At 75.0% G+C, this 17,037-nt stretch carries 6 protein-coding genes; 3 read left to right on the top strand and 3 right to left on the bottom strand.

The genetic code is table 11. The annotated features are described in order from the left end of the window. The first annotated feature begins 134 nt into the window (after positions 1 to 134). Together ACIPRD_RS17150 and ACIPRD_RS17145 are read left to right on the top strand one after the other, a co-directional pair. Positions 135 to 8,432 (top strand): hypothetical protein, encoded by an 8,298-nt coding sequence (locus ACIPRD_RS17150; protein ID WP_401563828.1) that lies wholly within the window; start codon positions 135 to 137, stop codon positions 8,430 to 8,432. After that, on the top strand, positions 8,429 to 11,266 hold the full coding sequence (locus ACIPRD_RS17145) for a hypothetical protein (RefSeq protein ID WP_401563825.1): 2,838 nt from the start codon (positions 8,429 to 8,431) through the stop codon (positions 11,264 to 11,266). Before ACIPRD_RS17150 ends, ACIPRD_RS17145 begins: the two co-directional genes overlap by 4 nt. Positions 11,267 to 11,300: 34 nt before the next feature. On the opposite strand, the gene ACIPRD_RS17140 is transcribed toward ACIPRD_RS17145, so the two are convergent. From ACIPRD_RS17140 to ACIPRD_RS17130, 3 genes are all read right to left on the bottom strand, one after another. Beyond that, positions 11,301 to 12,809 carry a cellulose binding domain-containing protein gene (locus ACIPRD_RS17140; RefSeq protein ID WP_401563823.1) on the bottom strand — a complete coding sequence of 503 codons (1,509 nt, stop codon included), beginning with the start codon at positions 12,807 to 12,809 and terminating at the stop codon, positions 11,301 to 11,303. Between the two features lie 248 nt (positions 12,810 to 13,057). Next, complete coding sequence (locus tag ACIPRD_RS17135; protein ID WP_401563821.1) at positions 13,058 to 14,377, bottom strand: radical SAM protein; 1,320 nt, start codon at positions 14,375 to 14,377, stop codon at positions 13,058 to 13,060. 97 nt (positions 14,378 to 14,474) lie between these two features. Next, on the bottom strand, positions 14,475 to 15,488 hold the full coding sequence (locus ACIPRD_RS17130) for a hydroxyacid dehydrogenase (protein WP_401563818.1): 1,014 nt from the start codon (positions 15,486 to 15,488) through the stop codon (positions 14,475 to 14,477). Positions 15,489 to 15,596: 108 nt separating this feature from the next. On the opposite strand from ACIPRD_RS17130, the gene ACIPRD_RS17125 reads away from it, so the two are divergent. Further along, on the top strand, positions 15,597 to 16,850 hold the full coding sequence (locus ACIPRD_RS17125) for an FAD-binding protein (RefSeq protein ID WP_401563817.1): 1,254 nt from the start codon (positions 15,597 to 15,599) through the stop codon (positions 16,848 to 16,850). Positions 16,851 to 17,037: the final 187 nt, after the last annotated feature.

Here is a 17,037-nt window from a genome sequence, read left to right as displayed (position 1 = left end):
GCCGGTGCCCGCTGAGCAGGGGATGAGGACGGCACCGGCTGATAGCCTGAGTCATTCCGGGACGGTGCGATTCACGCTCCCCGAGGGGGACATGGCGGTCCGTCAGATACGCGTTGCTGGTGCGGGGGTGCCGGGTGAGCGAAGCTGTCGAGTGGGCAACGGCTGTGGACTGCTACACCACATCGCTGGCGACCGGCACGGCGCTCGCACCGGACACCGCGGCGGCCGCCGCCCCCGTGGCGGTCGTGGTGGCCCGCAAGGCCATCTTCCACGCGCACGCCGTGGCGCCGGAGAAGTCGCTCGCCGTGCGCCATGTCGCGGCCCTGGCGGAGACCTTCACGGAGGACGACCCGCTGGGAGTGGGCGCGCTCCTCGACTTCTGGCACTTCGCCTGGACGAGCCGGTTCGTCACCGGGGCCTTCCTCGGCGACGAGACCCTCCCCCACTCCCTCAAGCACTCCCTCCAGGCCGTCGTGTCCGCGGGGGGCCGGCCCGCGCTCCAGGCGGCCCGGGGCGGTCTGCTGCGCGAGGCGCGGCGCAGGCTGGAGTCGGAGACCTTGGCGGCCGCGGCCGCCAACCACGTGATGGGCAAGGAGCTTTTCCTGCGCCCCCTGCAGGTGTTCACCGAGAGCGGGCCCGACGACTGCCTCCTGCTGGCCAGAACGCCGGACGACGCCGTCAGATCCGTCAACGGCGCGCTGCTGAAGCCCCTCACGATGGGCGGGGTCCGCTACCAGCAGACGGTGGAGACCGCGGCGCGGATCGCCGGCCGGATGCGCGAGGTGCTGGAACTCACCGCCATCGTCCGCGACGCGCCGCCGCCCGAGCCGCTCCACCTGTCCGAGGACGACGTCGCCCAGCTGTCCGAGCCGGCCCGCGGCCTGCTGCCGGCGGTCCTGCTGGACCTGGTCGGGCCGGGCGGTGAGCCGTTCGACCCGGCGCCCGTGCTCGCGCTGGTCGAGGAGCGTCTGGCCCTGCGGGACGCGACGGAGGCGATCCGTCCCGCGCTCGCGCTCGCCGAGACCGGCAGCAAGGGCGGGGCGGTCGCCGAGGCCCAGTCGTATCTGGCGTCGGTGCGCGGGCGGCTCGACGGTGTGGCCCGGCACGTCTCGGAGAGTCCCGAACTGGTCGAGTTCCTCGAGGAGGTCCGCGCGGAGGTCGCGCAGGGGTGGACCGGGCAGGTCGACTCGTTCCTGGAGCTGGCGCGCCCGCTGGTCGCACGGGGCAGACGCCTGGAGCGGACCCGCGCCCTGCGCGACAGGCTGGCGGAGAGCGGTGCGGGCACCGGCGAGGGCGACGACGACGGGGCCGACGGCGGGTCGGGCGGTGGGGCCGGCGGCGGTGAGAAGTCCACGGCGGTCCGTCTCGCGGCGATCGTGGCCACCGCGGAGCGCACCGAGGACGAGGAGGCCGCCGAGCAACTGCTGTCCATGGCCGAGGAGATGGCGCTGCGGCTGGCGCCCGGACCGGCCGCGTTCGGCGCGGTCCGCGGCGGGCCGCGGGCCGCGGCTCCCGTGCCGAGCGGTGAGCCCGTGCGTGTGCCGCCCATCCTGCTGCTCGCCGAGCTGCTGGAGGAGCCCTGGCATCCGCTGCTGGCGCGGACCCTGCGGGGTGTGGCCGGGGGCGACGGGGCGGCGGCCGCCTTCGAGGAGATGGCGGCCGGCGGACCCGGCCGGGCCCAGCGCGCCGCGGCCGTGTGCGCGGTCGGCTGGTCGGTGTACGACGGGGACCCCGAGCGTGCGCTGGAGCGGCACGCGCGGCTCGCCGGGGAGGCAAGCCGGTCGGCGACCCGGTACTGGAACGAGGGCTGCGCCCGGGCCGCGCTCGGCGACATCGGCGGGGCCGTCACCGCCTTCGAGAACGTGGGCAGGCTGGGCGACAGCACGCCCCAGCTCGTCGTACCGCCGGTGCTGGAGCTCTTCCGGGCGGCCGGGCGGCCCTGTCCGTTCCCCGCGCCGCCGCGGCACGGTCCGGTCCCCGCCGGGCGCGTCGACGCCGTTGTACGGCAGCGGTTCGAGGCCACCGCCAAGCGGATGCGGCTGGCGGGGCGCACGGCCGAGGCCGAGCTTCTCCTCGCGGCGCTCACCGAGGTGTGCGCGACGGCTCCCGGCCGCTCCCTGCTGATGAAGATCTACCGGGAGGAGCACCGGCTCGCCGACGCCGAGGAGTTCGTGTCCCGCATGACCGCGCGCGGGGCGGCGGACTGGATGCTCCGGTTCGAACTCGCCCTGGTGGCCGCCGAGAGCGGTGACCTGGACCGCGCGACGGAGCTGCGGAACGGGCTGACCGGCTCCGGCGCCCCCGAGCAGCATCTGCTGCAGCTGGACCGCCGGCTCGTTCACACGCTTCCGTCCCCGGGCGTCCCTCCGCTCCCCGCGCAGGGGACGCACGGTTCTCCCACGCAGGGGACGCACGGTTCTCCCGCGCAGGGGGCTCACGGCTCGTTCGCGCAGACCCCGGCGGCGCAGAGCTCTCCCGCGCAGTCCCCGGTGGTCGCCCCCCTGCCCGACGCGTCGCAGGCGGGCCTCCACACGGACGCCTGGAGGCTGCCGCCCCTGCTGCTGCACGAGGACCTCCTGGCGCCGGACGCGGACAGCCTGCCCCGGGGGCTGCTGGCGGCGCTGACCCAGATCGAGAACCCGGCGGAGGCGGCGCTGAGCTTCGCCGACTGGTCCACCGCGGCGACGGGGGCCGCCGCGGAGGCCGCCGCGGCGTGCGCCGTCGGCTGGGCCTGCCGGTCCGGCGACGCCGACCTCGCCGGTGACCTGGCCGACCGGCTGCTGCCCGCCGGCGCCTCCGGCTGGATGCTGTGGAACCGCGCCTGCGCGCGGGAGTTGCTGGGGGACGCGGAGGGCGCCGCCCAGGTGCTGGCGACGGCCCTGGAGACCGGGGACCAGCCGCCGCCGGTGGTGTGGCCGCTCGTGGTCGAGCATCTCGTCGCGGCCGGGAAGCCGGTGCCGCCGTCCCCGCACAGCGCCTCCGTGGGCGCCCGTCCGCCCGCGCGCATCACCAACGCGGCCATGCAGCACTTCGAGTCGCTGGCCAAACGCCTCTTCACGGTCGGCCGTGTCCGGGACGCCGAATGGCTGCTGCGCGCCCTGGTCGAGGCGGCGCCCCGCACTCCCGGGCTGATGCTGCTGATGAAGATCTGGCGCGAGAGCCGCCGGCTGGACGACGCGCTCGCCCTGGTCTCCCAGCGGCGCGCGCTCGGCGAGGACGACTGGCGACTCGCGTACGAGACCGGTCTCGTGGCCGTGGCGGCGGGGCGGCCGGGCGTCGCCATGGACCTGCGGCGGCAGGCCGTCCTGCTGGGCGGACCCGCCGACTGGATCGCCCAGCTGGACCGGCGGATCGGTGTCCCCGCCGTGTCCGGCGGGACACGCGCGTTCAACGGCGTGCACCCCTCGCTGACTCCGGAACAGCACATCGTCCAGCAGGCCCTGAACGGCCGCCAGAACAAGGCGGCGCTCCTGGAGCCGGCCCGTCAGCTGCTCGACGAGCGGGGCCCGTCGCCGGTCCTGGCGGTCGCCCGCCAGCTGGAGCGGACCGCTCCCTGGGTCTGTCTGACCCTGCTGGACCTGCTGATCGACCGGGTCGCCGAGCAGCCCGACCTGGAGGCCCCGGCCGGGCTCGTCGAGCAGGTGGTGGCCGGAGGCGACCCCAAGCTGGTCGAGCGGCTCGCCTCGGCGCTCGACTACTCCGGGGACAGCAGGGAGGCCATCCGGCTGCTGACCGAGTTCGCCGAGCAGTGCAAGCCGACGCTGCGGCCCCGGATCCGGCATCAGCTGGTCGGGCTGCTGCGCGGCGACGGGCAGGACGAGGAGGCCGACCGGATCGTCGCCCGGACCACCCCTCCGCTGCCCCCGCGCCCGCTGCCGGCCGACCCCGGCCGGGCCCTGACGCTGGAGCCCCGCCGCTCCCACCTCGTGCTCCCGCCCCGCCCGGAGGACGGTCCGGCGCCCCTGCACGAGGCCCAGGAGCTGGAGCAGCTGCACGGTCCGGGAGCGGCCGCCGACGCCTGGTGCGCCGCGCTGGAGGCCGGACATGTGCTGGCCTACCCGCACACGCTCGGCACCCTGGTCACGGCGGGGCGCGGCGCGGAGGCGCTGGAGCTGTACCGCAGGTACGCGGACCGGTTCTGGACCGGTTCCATGGCCGCCTGGAACATCGCCGCGGCCTACGCCCAGCTGGGCCTGCTCGACGAGGCCGCGGGCACCCTGGAGATCGAGGCCGAGATCAGCAGCAGGACGGTGCTGGGGCCCGCGGACCGGGCCGTGGTGGACGAGATCTTCCGCAGCGTGGGCAGGCCGTCGCCCCGCGGTCTGCTCTCCCCGAGCAACGCCCCCGCCGCCGCCCCGGCCGGCCTTCTCCCGGCAGGTGCCGCCCCGCACGGAACCGCCCCGGACTCCGCCGGTGTCCCGGCCCCGCGGGCGGCCGCCGGGGAAGCCGTGGACGGGGACACGGGGGAACCGGACACGTACCCGCGGGAGTTCGTGAGTCTCGCGCCGCCCCGGGCGAAACCCGCGGAGTGGGAGAACCGCAAACGCAGCGACACCTTCCGCAACGCCCTGCGCGGCGTCGATCCGGACTCCCCCCAGTTCGAGCGGCAGGTCCTGCTGATGCGGAACGTCTGCGGCCACCTCGTCGAGGGACTGGCGGGCGAGAGCGAGCGCTTCGTCCGGACGACGCCCGTGGCGCTCGACACCGAGGGCCTCGCCCGGCTGAGCCCGGCGGCGGCCGCCGCCTTCACCGCGGGTTTCGCGGCCGCCGGGGACGACCGCTGGCACGACGCCGCCACCGCGTGGCGCACGGCGTACGACGCCCACCCCCGCAACGAGGTGATCGCCTCCGGCCTGGTGATCGCTCTCGTGCGCACCGGGGAACTCGCCCTGGCCCGGCCGCTCGTCGACGGATTCGCGTTCAGCAGCGCCTTCATCCGTCCGCGGACCGCGCTGGCCCACGCCCTCGGCGGCCCCGGGGCCGCGGTCGAGGAGATCTCCCGGATGCGCGACGAGGACCTGGGCGTCGGCCGGGTCGATCTGGCGCTGGCCCAGGCCGGGCTCGAACTGCACCACCTCCAGGATCCGCACGCCGCGGCCCGGACCCTGCTGTCGGTGGCCACCGACCGCCCGCCGGGCCTCGCCCGCATGTTCGCCGTGGTCGCGCTGGTCCTGGGACGGGAGGCCGGGGACGGCGAGCTGGTCGCGGAGGCGCTGCGGTGTCTGCTGGCACCGGTCCAGCCCGTCAACGAGATCGTGGCGGCGTCCCTGCGCGCCCGGCGGCCGGACCACCTCGAACTGGTCCGGGGCCTGCTCGGCACCGCGCAGATGAAGAAGCTGGCCGAGGCACGCTCGACGGAACTGGGCCTCGACCAGCCCTCGCACCGCCGGCTGCGGGTGATGCGCACCCTGATCGAGCAGCGGCGCGCGGTGTCCGCGGACACCCGCTGGCTGTGGGCGCGGATGCTGTGGCAGGACGGGGAGAGCGCCGAGGCATCGCGGGCCTACCGGGAGGTCGTCCAGGAACTGAGGTACACGCCGGGGCGTCTCGCGCCCGCCGTCGAGGAGTGGATCCAGGCCGCCCGCAGCAGCGGTGACCCCGCCCTGCACCTGGAGGCCCTGTCGACGAAGCAGGATCTGGACCTGCCGATGCGGACCCGGGAGCTGGAGATCCTCCGCGGTGACGAAGTGGCCCAGGAGAGCCTGCTGTACGACCTCAACGCGGACCTCGTCTCCTTCGAGGCGGCCGATGTCGTCGGGGCCCGGCCGGAGGCGGCCCACCGGCTGGAGCGGGTCGTGGAGTCGGTGCGTTCCGTGGCCGCGGGCGGCCCGGACGAGCCGGCCGTCGGTGAGCTGGTGTCCGTCTGGTACCACCAGCTCGCCCAGGACATCGGCACCGAGGAGGGACGCGTCCGTCTGATGGTGCTGCGCCAGCAGGCCAGGAAGCTGACCAGCCGGGTCGGTGACCGCCCGCTGCGCGACGCGGCGCAGCGGGTCAGCGTGGTCACGTACCGTCTGTGGGAGGAGTCGGGGCGCCGGCTGCTGCCGCCGCGCCTCGCCGCGGCCTTCCAGGTGTCCGAGCCCGAGCTGTGGTGCCACGACGAGGGCCCGCTGCACGTGCGTCTCGCGGTGGAGCCGCAGGAGGACGAGGGCAGCGTACGGATCGGCTGCAACGGCTCTCCGTACGCCGAGGTGGAACTGGTCAGCGGCCGCAGACAGCAGGTCGTCTTCCGGGTCGACGAGCTGTGCGGCGTCGGCGGGGTCGACCTGGACTTCTGGGTCCACCGTCCGGGCGCGGCCGGGGCGGAGACACTGAAGATGTCGTTCCCGGTCGAGCGCAGGAGCTGGCGGGAGGAGCTCGCCGGACACGCCTTCGCCGCCGGCAGCCCGGCCGACCAGCGGATCCGGGTGCCGCGCGAGGCCGAGATCACCGAGCTCCGCCACTACTACCGCGAGCGCAGATCGGCTCCCGTACGGTTCCTGCACGGACCGCGGCAGGTGGGCAAGACCACGCTGGCCCGCTCGCTGGCGATCCACCCGCTTCCCGAGGACCCGGCCGACTGGCCGCTGCCCGGAGTGCTCGCCGTGGAGGTCAACGGCGAGAGCTGGAGCCACCTGTACGGGGTGCCGCTGTGGCAGTGGCTCGCCGACCAGATCTGCAAGGGCGTCGGAAAGGCGTGGGCCGCCGGGGTGTCGTGGGACAGCCCGCTGCCCACCAACGGCTACGAGTTCGGGAACTGGCTGACCGGCATCCGGCTGGAGGGCCTCGCCGGCTGGCGTCTGCTGCTGATGATCGACGAGTTCCAGACCCTGCTCGACCGGGTCCATGAGGCGGGTCAGCCGATCGCCCACCTCGGCGACCAGCTCCGCGCGATGACGAGCGACCCCGACATGCCGCTCCTGCTGCTGACGCTGGGATCCTGCAGCTTCGAGAGCCTCAAGGAGCGGCTGGTGCCGCACCGGAGCAACCTCACGGACGAGATCCGTGAGTTCCCGGTCGGTTTCATGGAGCCGCATCAGGCCCGGATGATCTTCCAGAAGGGTTTCGACCAGGGCGTCTTCCTGCACACGGCGGTCGTCGAGCGGGTGGTGGACTTCACCGGCGGTTATCCGTACCACGTCCACTGCATGGGCGAGGAGCTGGCCAAGCTGCTGGCCCGCCGGAAGGCCTCCATCATCACCCTGGAGGACGTCGAGTCGGCCGCCCAGGCGCTGGTCGACCGGCCCGAGATCAACAAGCCGTTCTCGGACATGGAGCGCGAGCCCGGTGTGGCGGAGGCGATCGCCTACCTGCTGGAGAACGAGACGGCTCCCGACGAGCCCACCACCATCGACGGCGACACGGTCGACCTGGCGGACCCGGACTTCGAGGCCGGACTGAAGCGGATCACGGACCTGGGACTCATCCGGCCGGACGGCCGCGGCGCCTGGGTCTGGTCGAACCTGCTGATCTACACCTGGCTGAAGCAGCGGGACGCCCGGCAGCGGCTCAGGGCGGAGGCCCGTGAGGCGGCCAGGCCCGCGCCGGCCGAGGAGCCGGAGACGCCGGCGGACCCCGTCGGGGATCCGGCCGGGGACCCCGCCGGGGACCCCGCCGAGGCGCTGCGCGCCGCGGGGTTCGACGTGGGCGACGCGCTGGGCGAGCAGACGGTCGACGACTTCCCCGCGGCCCGCAGGGTGACCCTCCCGGGCGGCCGTTCCGCCGTGGCCAAGCTCCTCAACCCCGACGGCGACGAGTTCGTGCGCGGCGCGCTGCGCGCGCGGTTCGACGCGCTCGACCGGAGCGTGGGCGCGAGCGCGCCCAGGCTGCTGCCGGAGCATCCCGTGGTCGACGGCCGCTGGTTCGTCTTCGAGTGGACCGACGGGCGCACGCTCGCCGAGGTGATGGGCGAGGAGGACCGGATCCCGTACGACTGGCGGGCGGCGGTGCGCTGGATCACCGAGGCGGCGGACATCGTCGCGCGCGCCTACGACCAGGGCGCGCTGACCCACGGGGACGTGAAGCCGGAGAACCTGGTCGTGGCGCCCGACGGGCAGCGGGTGACCGTCCTCGACTGGGGAGGCGGCAACCTCGGCGGCGAGGTCAGCCCGGTTCTCGACGCCCACGCCTTCGACGCCCAGTACGCGGCCGAGGAGCGGAAGTTCGCGGCCCAGGGGCTGAACGGGCCCGCCGGTGTGCGCCCCTCGGACGACGCGTACTCCCTGGCCGCCACCCTGTTCAAGCTCGTCCATCCCGACCGGGAGACGCTCAGCGGCCTGCTCGCCGCAGGCATGGACCCGCAGACCGTCGAGGACGAGTACGGCAGGATCGAGGACACGACGTCCCTGCAGCTCGCGAGCGTGCTGGGCAAGGCGCTGCACGTCCGCGCCGGCCGCCGCTACCAGAACGCCAGACAACTGGCCGACGCACTGAGGGAGATCACCCGCGCATGACCGCCCCCGCCCCCGCCCCCGCCTCCGGTCCCGGCCCGCGTCCCGTGCCGAAGCCCGGCCCCGCGGCCTCCGGCTGGGCCGCCCGGCTCCGCGCGGCCCTGCCCGGGGGTCCCGGCCGGATCGTGCTGCCGCACCACTCGCCGTCCGGGAACCACGCGTCGTACTCCTACCCCACGGAGGACGACGCCGTCGTCCTGCTCCCCGGCGCCGCCGTCGTCGTACAACTGCTGCCCGCCGAGGCGGGCAGGGTGCTGGGCCATTACGCGGCCTACCACTGGCACCACGAACAGGGCTCCGTGCGCACCGTGGTACCGAACCCGCTGGCCCGCATCCGGCACAAACAGTCCGTCCTCTACACGAAGCTGGGCCGCAAGGTCGGCACCCAGGGCGTCGTCGTCCACTACGACGAGGTCGACGTGTCCGCGGTGGAACGGGACGCCTCGCACCCCTTGGTGCCGCTGAGCGGGCTGGACGCCTGGCTGGCCGCGCTCCCGCAGGGCAGGCGCCCGGCGGGCGGCTCCGAGGAGCTGCGCCGCCGGCTGCTCGGCCGCCGCGCGGAGAGCTGGCCGGACAACGGCTACCGCCGCGGACGGGTGCTCACCTACCAGGACACCTGGGTCGTCCATGAGGGCGTCCACACCGACGCGGCGGGCCGGGACCGGCGGGTGGCCCTGGTCGTGGGGCCGAACGAGACCGGCAACCGGTACGGCGCGCGCCGCGACCACGACGTCGCCCACCGGTCGGCGTCCGGTCCGCTGCTCGCGCCGTTCACCGTGGAGAACGGGACCCGTCTCGTGGTGCCCCTGGCGCTGCCGCCCGGCCCCGATCTCGGTGCCCGTCTGCACGCCGGTCTGACGACGCGTGAGGCGCTGGGCCACTCCCTGGCCCTGCTCCGTACCGTCGCCGACCGGCACGCACGGTACGTCGTGCACCAGGCGATCAGGCCCGAGCTCGTCTTCCCCGACGAGAATGGCCGGACGGTCACCCTGATCGGCGCCGCGTACGCCCGCATCGGCGGCCAGGGCGGCGGGACGGACCTGCTGCGGTCCGCCGTACGGGACGTCCACGTGGCGCCGGAGATCCGTGAGGGCGCCGAGCGTACGGCTCCGCAGGCCGCGGATCTGTGGTCCTGGGCCACCGTCACCCTGGCCCTGCTGCTGGGCCCCGGCGCCGGGGAGTACCCGCCGGCCGACCTGCGCCGGCTCCCGGCGGACGTGCCCGGTGCGTGGCGCCGGGCGCTGGAGCGCTGCCTCGGCCGCCAGGGGGAACGCCCCACCGCCTCCGCGACGCTGGCCCTCCTCGACGGCCCGCCCGTGCTCAGCGGTGACCCGGCCGTGGCCGCCGCTCCCCCGGCCGCCACGGCTCCCGGCGCCTCCCCGGTTCCCGGGGTCTCCGGCGCTCCCGGAGTTCCCGCGGTGCCGCGACGGCCGGCCGACCCGGTACCCGCCGTACCGGCGTCGCCGTCGCGCGGGGCCCGCCTGTACCAGCTCGGTCCGTACCAGACGGAGCAGGAACGCGAGGTCGCCCGCGTCCTGGCCCAGGGGCTGGACCCGTCGGACGCCGTGATCGTCGCGGCACGGGCCGAACGGCGCGGGCGGCCGACCGACGTCGACTGCGTGGTCCTGCGCGGGGACGTCCTGATCGCGGTCGAGTGCAAGAACTGGCGGCTGCCCGAGGGTCTCGACCCGGCGGCCGACACCTGGCCGCCCGGACCCGGCGTGACCCGCGCCTACACGAGCCACTCACCGCTGCCCCTGCTGCGGGAGCTCGCCCCCGCCCTGGCCCGGCAGATCGGCTGGCCGGGACGCACCGCCTGCCTGCTGGCCGTACCCCACGTGCCGGCCCTCACCGACCCCGGTTCCGCGGCGGCCGGGCTCCTGGTCGAGCAGAGTCCCGCCGCGCTGGTGGGCCGGGTCCGCGCGATCGCGCCCGGCGGCCGGCGCCCGCCGGAGTTCGCCGACTGCCTGCGGCGGCTGGTCGGCGAGATCGCCACCCCGCCGGTCCTCTCGGGTTTCCGGCTCCAGTCCCCGCACGCTCTGGGCGACGGCTGGCAGGCGTTCCGGGCGGAGGCGAACGGGCTGCCCCACTACCTCAAGGTCATCGGCGAGAACATGACCACGCTGCCGTCCGCCGAGGCCGGCCGGCTGCGCCGCGCGCTCAGCGGCCGCACCCACGAGGTGGCTCGGCTGCTGAGCACGCGTCCGGAGCTCGCCCGGCGGGTGTTCCGGCCGGTGGAACTGCCCAGGGACACCTTCGAGGTGGAACCGCACCTGCTCATCGCCTACGTCTGGGAGCACGACGAGCCGGTGCGCGGGCTGCCCGCGCCCCTGCCGGCGGCCCGCGCCGCGGAGGTCCTCGCCGGGCTCGCCGCCGCGGTGGCCGAACTCCACGCGGGCGGCGTCATCCTGCGGGACCTCTCCCCCGACTCCGCGTACCGGTGCGCGCCGCCGCCGGGGACGGACCCGCAGGAGGCGTACTACAAGGTGTCCATGCTGGAGTGGATGCGGGTGCCCCAGGCGTCCACCGCCGCGGTCTCCCAGCTCTTCTCGCGTTTCCCGTCGCCCTATGTGGCGCCGGAGATCCGCGACGGCGACGCCCGGCGGGTACCGGCGTGCGACCTGTACTCGCTCGCCGCCACGGCGCAGTGGCTGCTCACCGGTGAGGATCCGCCCTACCGCGGTGCCGCCGAGCACGCTCCCGGCGCCCTCGCCGCCCACGGGGTCCCCCGCCCCCTGGCCGGCCTGATCGCGTCGGCGCTGCGCCCGGCCGCCGGCCGCCCGGCCTGGAGCGCCCGGGAGTTCTCCGCGCGGGTCGGCGCGGCCGCCGCCGGCTGACCCCGCCCCGCCCTCCGGGATCCCCCCCGGGGGGTCAGCCCTCGGTGCAGGAGGCCCCGTTGAGCGTGAAGGCGGACGGGGCCGGGTTGTCGCCCTGGGAGGCGCCGATGAAGCCGAAGGCCACCGAGGAGTGCGCGGCGACGGTCTTGTTGTAGTCGGTGGCGGAGGCGGTGACGTGGGAGCCGTTCTGCTGCGCGCGGGCGTCCCACATCTGGCTGACCCGCTGGCCGTCGCGGTAGGTCCAGTCGAGGTGCCAGTCGCTGAGGGCGGTGGCGCTGGTGAAGGTGACGGTGGCCTGGAAGCCGTCGGACCACTGGTCGGTGATCCGGTAGGCGACCTCGCAGGTGCCGGCGGGAGCCGAGGTGTGCGGGGCGTGCGGAGCGGCGGAGACGGAAGCGGAGGCGGAGACGCCCGGGGACGTGGGCGCGGGGCCGCCGGGGTGGGCGCGGCTCCTGGTGGCCGTCGCCGAGGGGGAGTCGGTGAGCGGGGTGGTCGGATCGGGGGCGGCGGCGGACGGCTCCGAGGGGGTCACCGGATCGCGGGTGGTGCGGGGGAGCGCGGGGTCGGCGACCGGCTGCCGGTCGTCGTGGGAGGCCGTCGCGCCGTCGGTGGAGTCGCCGAACGGCATCAGGGACGCGCCGAGGGCCAGGGCGGACAGCAGGACGGCCGCGCCGAGCATGCCGCCGCGCAGGGCACGGCCGCGGCCCGCGCCCTCCTCCGGCGTGTCCGCGCGGGCCGCGCCGGGCCGTCCCACGCCGAGGCGGGCCTCGGCGGCGCGGCGCCGGCGTTCGAGGTAGGCGAGCCCGCCCCAGCCGACGACACCGCCCGCGAGCGCGGCGGGCAGGGCGCCCCCGTGCAGGCGCAGGCAGGCGGCGGCCTCGGCGCACCGGACGCAGGTGGCGAGGTGCCGGGACAGGTCCTCGGGGGTGTCGGCGGCGGGCAGACGGGTGACCGCGTCCAGCAGCCGGGCGTAGCTGCGGCACTCCGCGTCCATCGGGGTGTCGAGGTGGGCGCGGTGGCAGCGGTCCCGGAACAGCACGCGGACCTGGTCGAGTTCGTCGGCGACGGTCGCGGTGTCGAGGCCCAGGCGCCGGGCGACGGTGGGCAGCGGCAGCGCCTCCACCTCGGCGAGCCACAGCAGCGAGGCGTCCGTCTCCTGCATGTCCCGCAGGCCCCGCAGGGCGACCGGGCGCTGGAGGGGCGGCCCCGCGTAGCGGGCAGCGGCGTCGGAGTTGAGCCACAGCCGCAGCTCGGGGTCGAGCCGGTGGCCCTGGCCTCCGCTCTCCCAGGCGGTGGCGGTGTCGCGTACGGCGGTGAGCAGTTCGGCGATCACCGGCAGCCGGGAGGGCCGGCGGCCCGCGCCGGGTCCGGGCGCCCCCGCCGCGCGCAGCTCGCGCATGCCGAGGGTGAACGCCTCGGTCGCCAGCTGGGGTGCCTTCTGGGAACCGGCGGTGCACAGGTCGGCATAGGAGAGCACCGCGTCCCAGCACTCGGTGAACAGCGTTGCCTCGATGTCGTCCTGAGGCGCCGGCAGGTCGGGCATGAGACTCCTGCATCCACGAGCGAGGTCAACTCGTCACACGAAGGGAGGAGTTGAGGGAAACCTCGCGGAAAACAGGAGCCTTTCACGTGGTGGACACAACTGACAAGCGACTCATCCGAATCCGGTGACCCGGCCGTCGCACGGTACGACCGCACCCGCCCGGAGCCACAACTCCGCCGGGGAGTACGGCCGCGGGGGCGGATGCGTTCATCACCGGACCGGACGCGGGCGGTGCGTCCGGACCCTGGTCACACCTCGGTGGGTTCCGCCGCGGGGAGGCTGTCCATGAAGGAGCTGACGGAGAACACCGCGCGGCCGGGGCCCGGTTCGCCGTAGCCGGGCGGCGAGGTGAGGCCGAACTCGTCCATGGTGGCGCGGTAGGCCTCTAGCAGGCGGATGTGGTACTCCAGCGGCGCGCCCTGCGGGTTGGCCTTGCCGAGCGGGGTGGTGGGCTCGGGGCACCAGGTGGTGAAGCGGGGCGTGATGCCCTGCGACATGAAGAAGCGCAGGCCCTCGGTGGTGGAGGCGATGGCCTCGTCGACGGTGGTGAAGCCGAACGGCTCGGCCATCTCCACGCCGGCCACGAAGTTGGGGATCACGTTGCGGGCGCCGAAGATCTCCGCCGAGTCCAGGATCCGCTTGTGCCACTCGTCGCGGCCGACGTAGCGCTCCTTGCCGGGGCAGTACAGCTCGAACAGCCGGCGGTCCCACACCTCGAAGTTGGGGTGGTAGATCTGCACGCCGTAGTCCTTGAACCGCTGCACGTCCGCCTTGGGCAGCGCCTGCGCGACCACCTTGCCGATCCAGCGGCCCGGGAAGCGCTCCTCGATGGCCTTGGCGTAGTGGCCGTAGAAGTCGGCCTCGTCCCGGCCGGCGACCGTCTTGGTGATCGCGCCGCCGGTGAGCGTGTAGGCGGTGGACGCCTTCTGGGTGTCGTACTTGTCGATGATCTCCAGGGCTTCGAGGACCTCCTCGACGTCCTTCACCCCGGTGTACGGCCGCCCGGCAGCCTTGTGCTGGCGCCAGTTGTGGTTGATGTCGCAGTACTGGCACTCCTCCTTGGCGCCGAAGTACTGGCAGACCCGGAAGACGGTCAGATAGATGAGGTAGCCCCACTGGATGGTGGGGGCGACCTCCATGACGGACTTCCCGTTGGACAGCTTGTGCCGGTAGTACTCCGGCATGGGCGGGACGCCGACGTCGGCGATCCGCTTGCCGTCGAGGTAGAGGCCGAGCAGTCCCTCACCGTCGGCGGCGACCCGGTACGGCGAGGCGGGATTCACCCGAACGGAGACGACCGTACGGCGCAGGCCGTAGGGGCCGCCGGTGAGGATGATCTCCTCGGGCGGGCGGCGCAGCGCGGCCTCGCCCAGCTCCGGCAGGGTGCCGTGGTCGAAGGAGAAGATGAAGTACGACTTCGGCTTGACCTCGCCGCCCTCGTTGTCGCTGAGGGCGGACGGGTCGAACGCGACGCCGCCCCGGAGCAGATCCTCCTTGAAGACGGCCTCCCGCGGCACATGGGGGAAGCGCTCCATCAGATCCTCGACCAGCGCGGTACGGCTGCCCATCCCGTGTTCTCCTCCCGGCTCGGCGTGCGACTCCTCACGGTATGCCTCCGCCCCTCCGTCCGCCGTACCGGGTCCCTCGTGGCGCGCGGCCGCGGGGTCAGGCCGAACGCTCCAGCAGGGCGGGGTCGACCGCGTGCGCGAGGGGTGCTCCGGCCAGGAGCCGTTCGGCCTCCTCCACGACCGTCAGGCCGAGGCGGGCGAGTTCGTTGCCCTCGGAACCGGCGAGGTGCGGGGTGACGACGGCGTTGGGCAGGACGTGGAGGGGGGAGCCGGGGGGCAGGGGTTCGGGGTCGGTCACGTCGAGGACGGCGGTGAGGCGTCCGGTGCGCAGCCGCGCGACGAGGGCGTCGTGGTCGACCAGGGCTCCGCGCGCGGTGTTGAGGAGGACGGATCCGTCGGGCATGAGGGCCAGTTCGCGCGCGCCGATCAGATGCCGTGTCTCCGGGATGTCCGGGGCGTGCAGGGTGACGACGTCGCAGGTGCGCAGCAGCTCGTCCAGGGGCAGGAGGGGGACGCCCAGGCGGGCGGCACCGGCCGGGTCGACGTACGGGTCGCTGAGGACGACGCGCAGGCCGTGGGGGCGCAGGAGCCCGATCAGCCGGCGTCCGACGCGGGACGCGCCCACGATGCCGACCCGGCGGCCGTGGTTGCCGGGGCCGGCGAGGGGACCGGTGCCGTCCGAGGGGAAGGCGCGGCCGGGGTGCGGCGGGCCGAGGCGGGCGAAGGTGTTCTTCCCGGTGAGCAGGATCATGGCGAGGGCGTACTCGGCCACGGGCAGGGCGTTGGCCTCGGCAGCCGACGAGACGACGATGCCGCGCCGCCACACCTCCGGGGTGACGAACCCCTTGACCGAGCCGGCCGCGTGCAGCACCGCGCGCAGCCGCGGGGCCGCGTCCAGCGCGTCGGCGTCGAGGCGGGGGCAGCCCCAGCCGGTGACGAGGATCTCGGTGCGGGACAGGACCTCCCGCACCCGCGGACCGGTGAAGCCGCCGACGGCCAGCCCGGGGTCGATGTCCACGCGGGCGCGCAGCCGGGCGAGGAGGTCCGGCGGGAAGAGGTGCGGCAGGTTCCGGGCGGTCAGGGCGAACAGTGCCTGGGGACGCTCGGGCAAGGGAAGGCCTTCCGGCTCGGCCACGCGCGGACAGCAACCGCGTTCCACCGTAGGCCGCGGCGGATGAGAGGGTCAACGCACACGCACTCTCGGGGAGGGACGGCAGGAATGACCAAGTCGGCGCGGACGGTCACCAACTGGGCGCGGAACATCACGTACACGGCCGCGGAGTTCCACCGGCCGGACACGCTCGACGCGCTCCGGGCCCTGGTGGCGGGCAGTGCGCGGGTGCGGATGCTGGGCAGCGGCCACTCGTTCAACACCCTCGCGGATCCCGGCCCCGGGGGCGTGCTGCTGTCGCTGGCCGGCCTTCCGCCGGTGACCGACGTGGACACCGCGGCACGCACCGTGCGCGTCTCGGGCGGTGTCCGGTACGCGGAACTCGCCCGCGCCGTCCACGCGCGGGGGCTGGCGCTGCCCAACATGGCGTCGCTGCCGCACATCTCGGTGGCGGGCTCGGTCGCGACCGGCACCCACGGCTCCGGCGTCGCCAACGGCCCCCTCGCCGCGGCGGTGCGGGAGGTGGAGCTGGTCACCGCCGACGGTACGACGGTGACGATCGGCCGGGACGACCCCCGGTTCGACGGGGCCGTGACCTCGCTCGGCGCGCTCGGCGCGGTCACCGCGCTGACGCTCGGTCTCGAACCCGCCTACGAGGTCGAGCAGTACGTGTTCACCGAACTGCCCCTCGCCGGACTCGACTTCCCGGCGGTGGCGGCGTCGGCGTACAGCGTGAGCCTGTTCACGGACTGGCGGGAGCCGGGGTTCCGGCAGGTGTGGGTGAAGCGGCGCACCGACCAGGCCGAGGTGGACTTCCCGTGGGCCGCGCCGGCGACGCGGGCGATGCATCCGGTGCCGGGGATGCCGGCGGAGAACTGCACCGGGCAGTCCGGGGTGCCGGGGCCCTGGCACGAGCGACTGCCGCACTTCCGGGCCGAGTTCACGCCGAGCAGCGGGGACGAGCTCCAGTCGGAGTATCTGCTGCCCCGCGAGGCGGCCGTCGACGCGCTGCACGCGCTGGACGCGGTCCGGCCGGCGCTCGCCGGTGTCCTGCAGACCTGCGAGGTGCGGACGGTCGCCGCCGACCGGCAGTGGCTCAGCCCGGCCCACGCGCGCGACTCGGTGGCCCTGCACTTCACCTGGACCGCGGACACCGCGGCCGTCCTCCCGGTGGTGGGCCGGGTCGAGGACGCGCTCGACGCGTTCGGGCCGCGCCCGCACTGGGGGAAGGTGTTCCGCACGCCCGCGCCGGTGCTGCGGCGGCGCTACCCGCGCCTGGACGACTTCCGGAAGCTGGCCGAAACCCTGGACCTCACAGGCAAGTTCAGCAACGCCTTCGTGCGGGAGATCCTCGGCGGCTGAGCACGGCTCCGCCCCCTTCCGACGCCGGGCGGACGGGGCGGCGGGCTTGGCGGGAACGGCGGGACGGCGAGGTGGCGGGCCCGGCGAGGTGGCGGGGGCAGTGGGGCGGTGGTCCCCGGCGGGAACGTTGGGACGGCGGGCCCGGCGAGGGCGGCCGGGGTGGCGCCGGAGACCTCCCCCGCGTCCC

Origin of the sequence: Streptomyces sp. NPDC090108 (genome assembly GCF_044747185.1) — a bacterium.
Taxonomy (GTDB): domain Bacteria; phylum Actinomycetota; class Actinomycetes; order Streptomycetales; family Streptomycetaceae; genus Streptomyces.
The sequence above is the reverse complement of the archived record's forward strand: the minus strand, read 5'-3'. Positions and strand labels throughout refer to the sequence as shown.

What these genes read in the sequence shown, in the direction of transcription:
- ACIPRD_RS17145 (WP_401563825.1), top strand. Translation starts at nt 8,429, where the DNA reads ATGACCGCCCCCGCCCCCGCCCCCGCCTCCGGTCCCGGCCCGCGTCCC.
- ACIPRD_RS17140 (WP_401563823.1), bottom strand. Translation starts at nt 12,809, where the DNA reads ATGCCCGACCTGCCGGCGCCTCAGGACGACATCGAGGCAACGCTGTTC.
- ACIPRD_RS17135 (WP_401563821.1), bottom strand. Translation starts at nt 14,377, where the DNA reads ATGGGCAGCCGTACCGCGCTGGTCGAGGATCTGATGGAGCGCTTCCCC.
- ACIPRD_RS17125 (WP_401563817.1), top strand. Translation starts at nt 15,597, where the DNA reads ATGACCAAGTCGGCGCGGACGGTCACCAACTGGGCGCGGAACATCACG.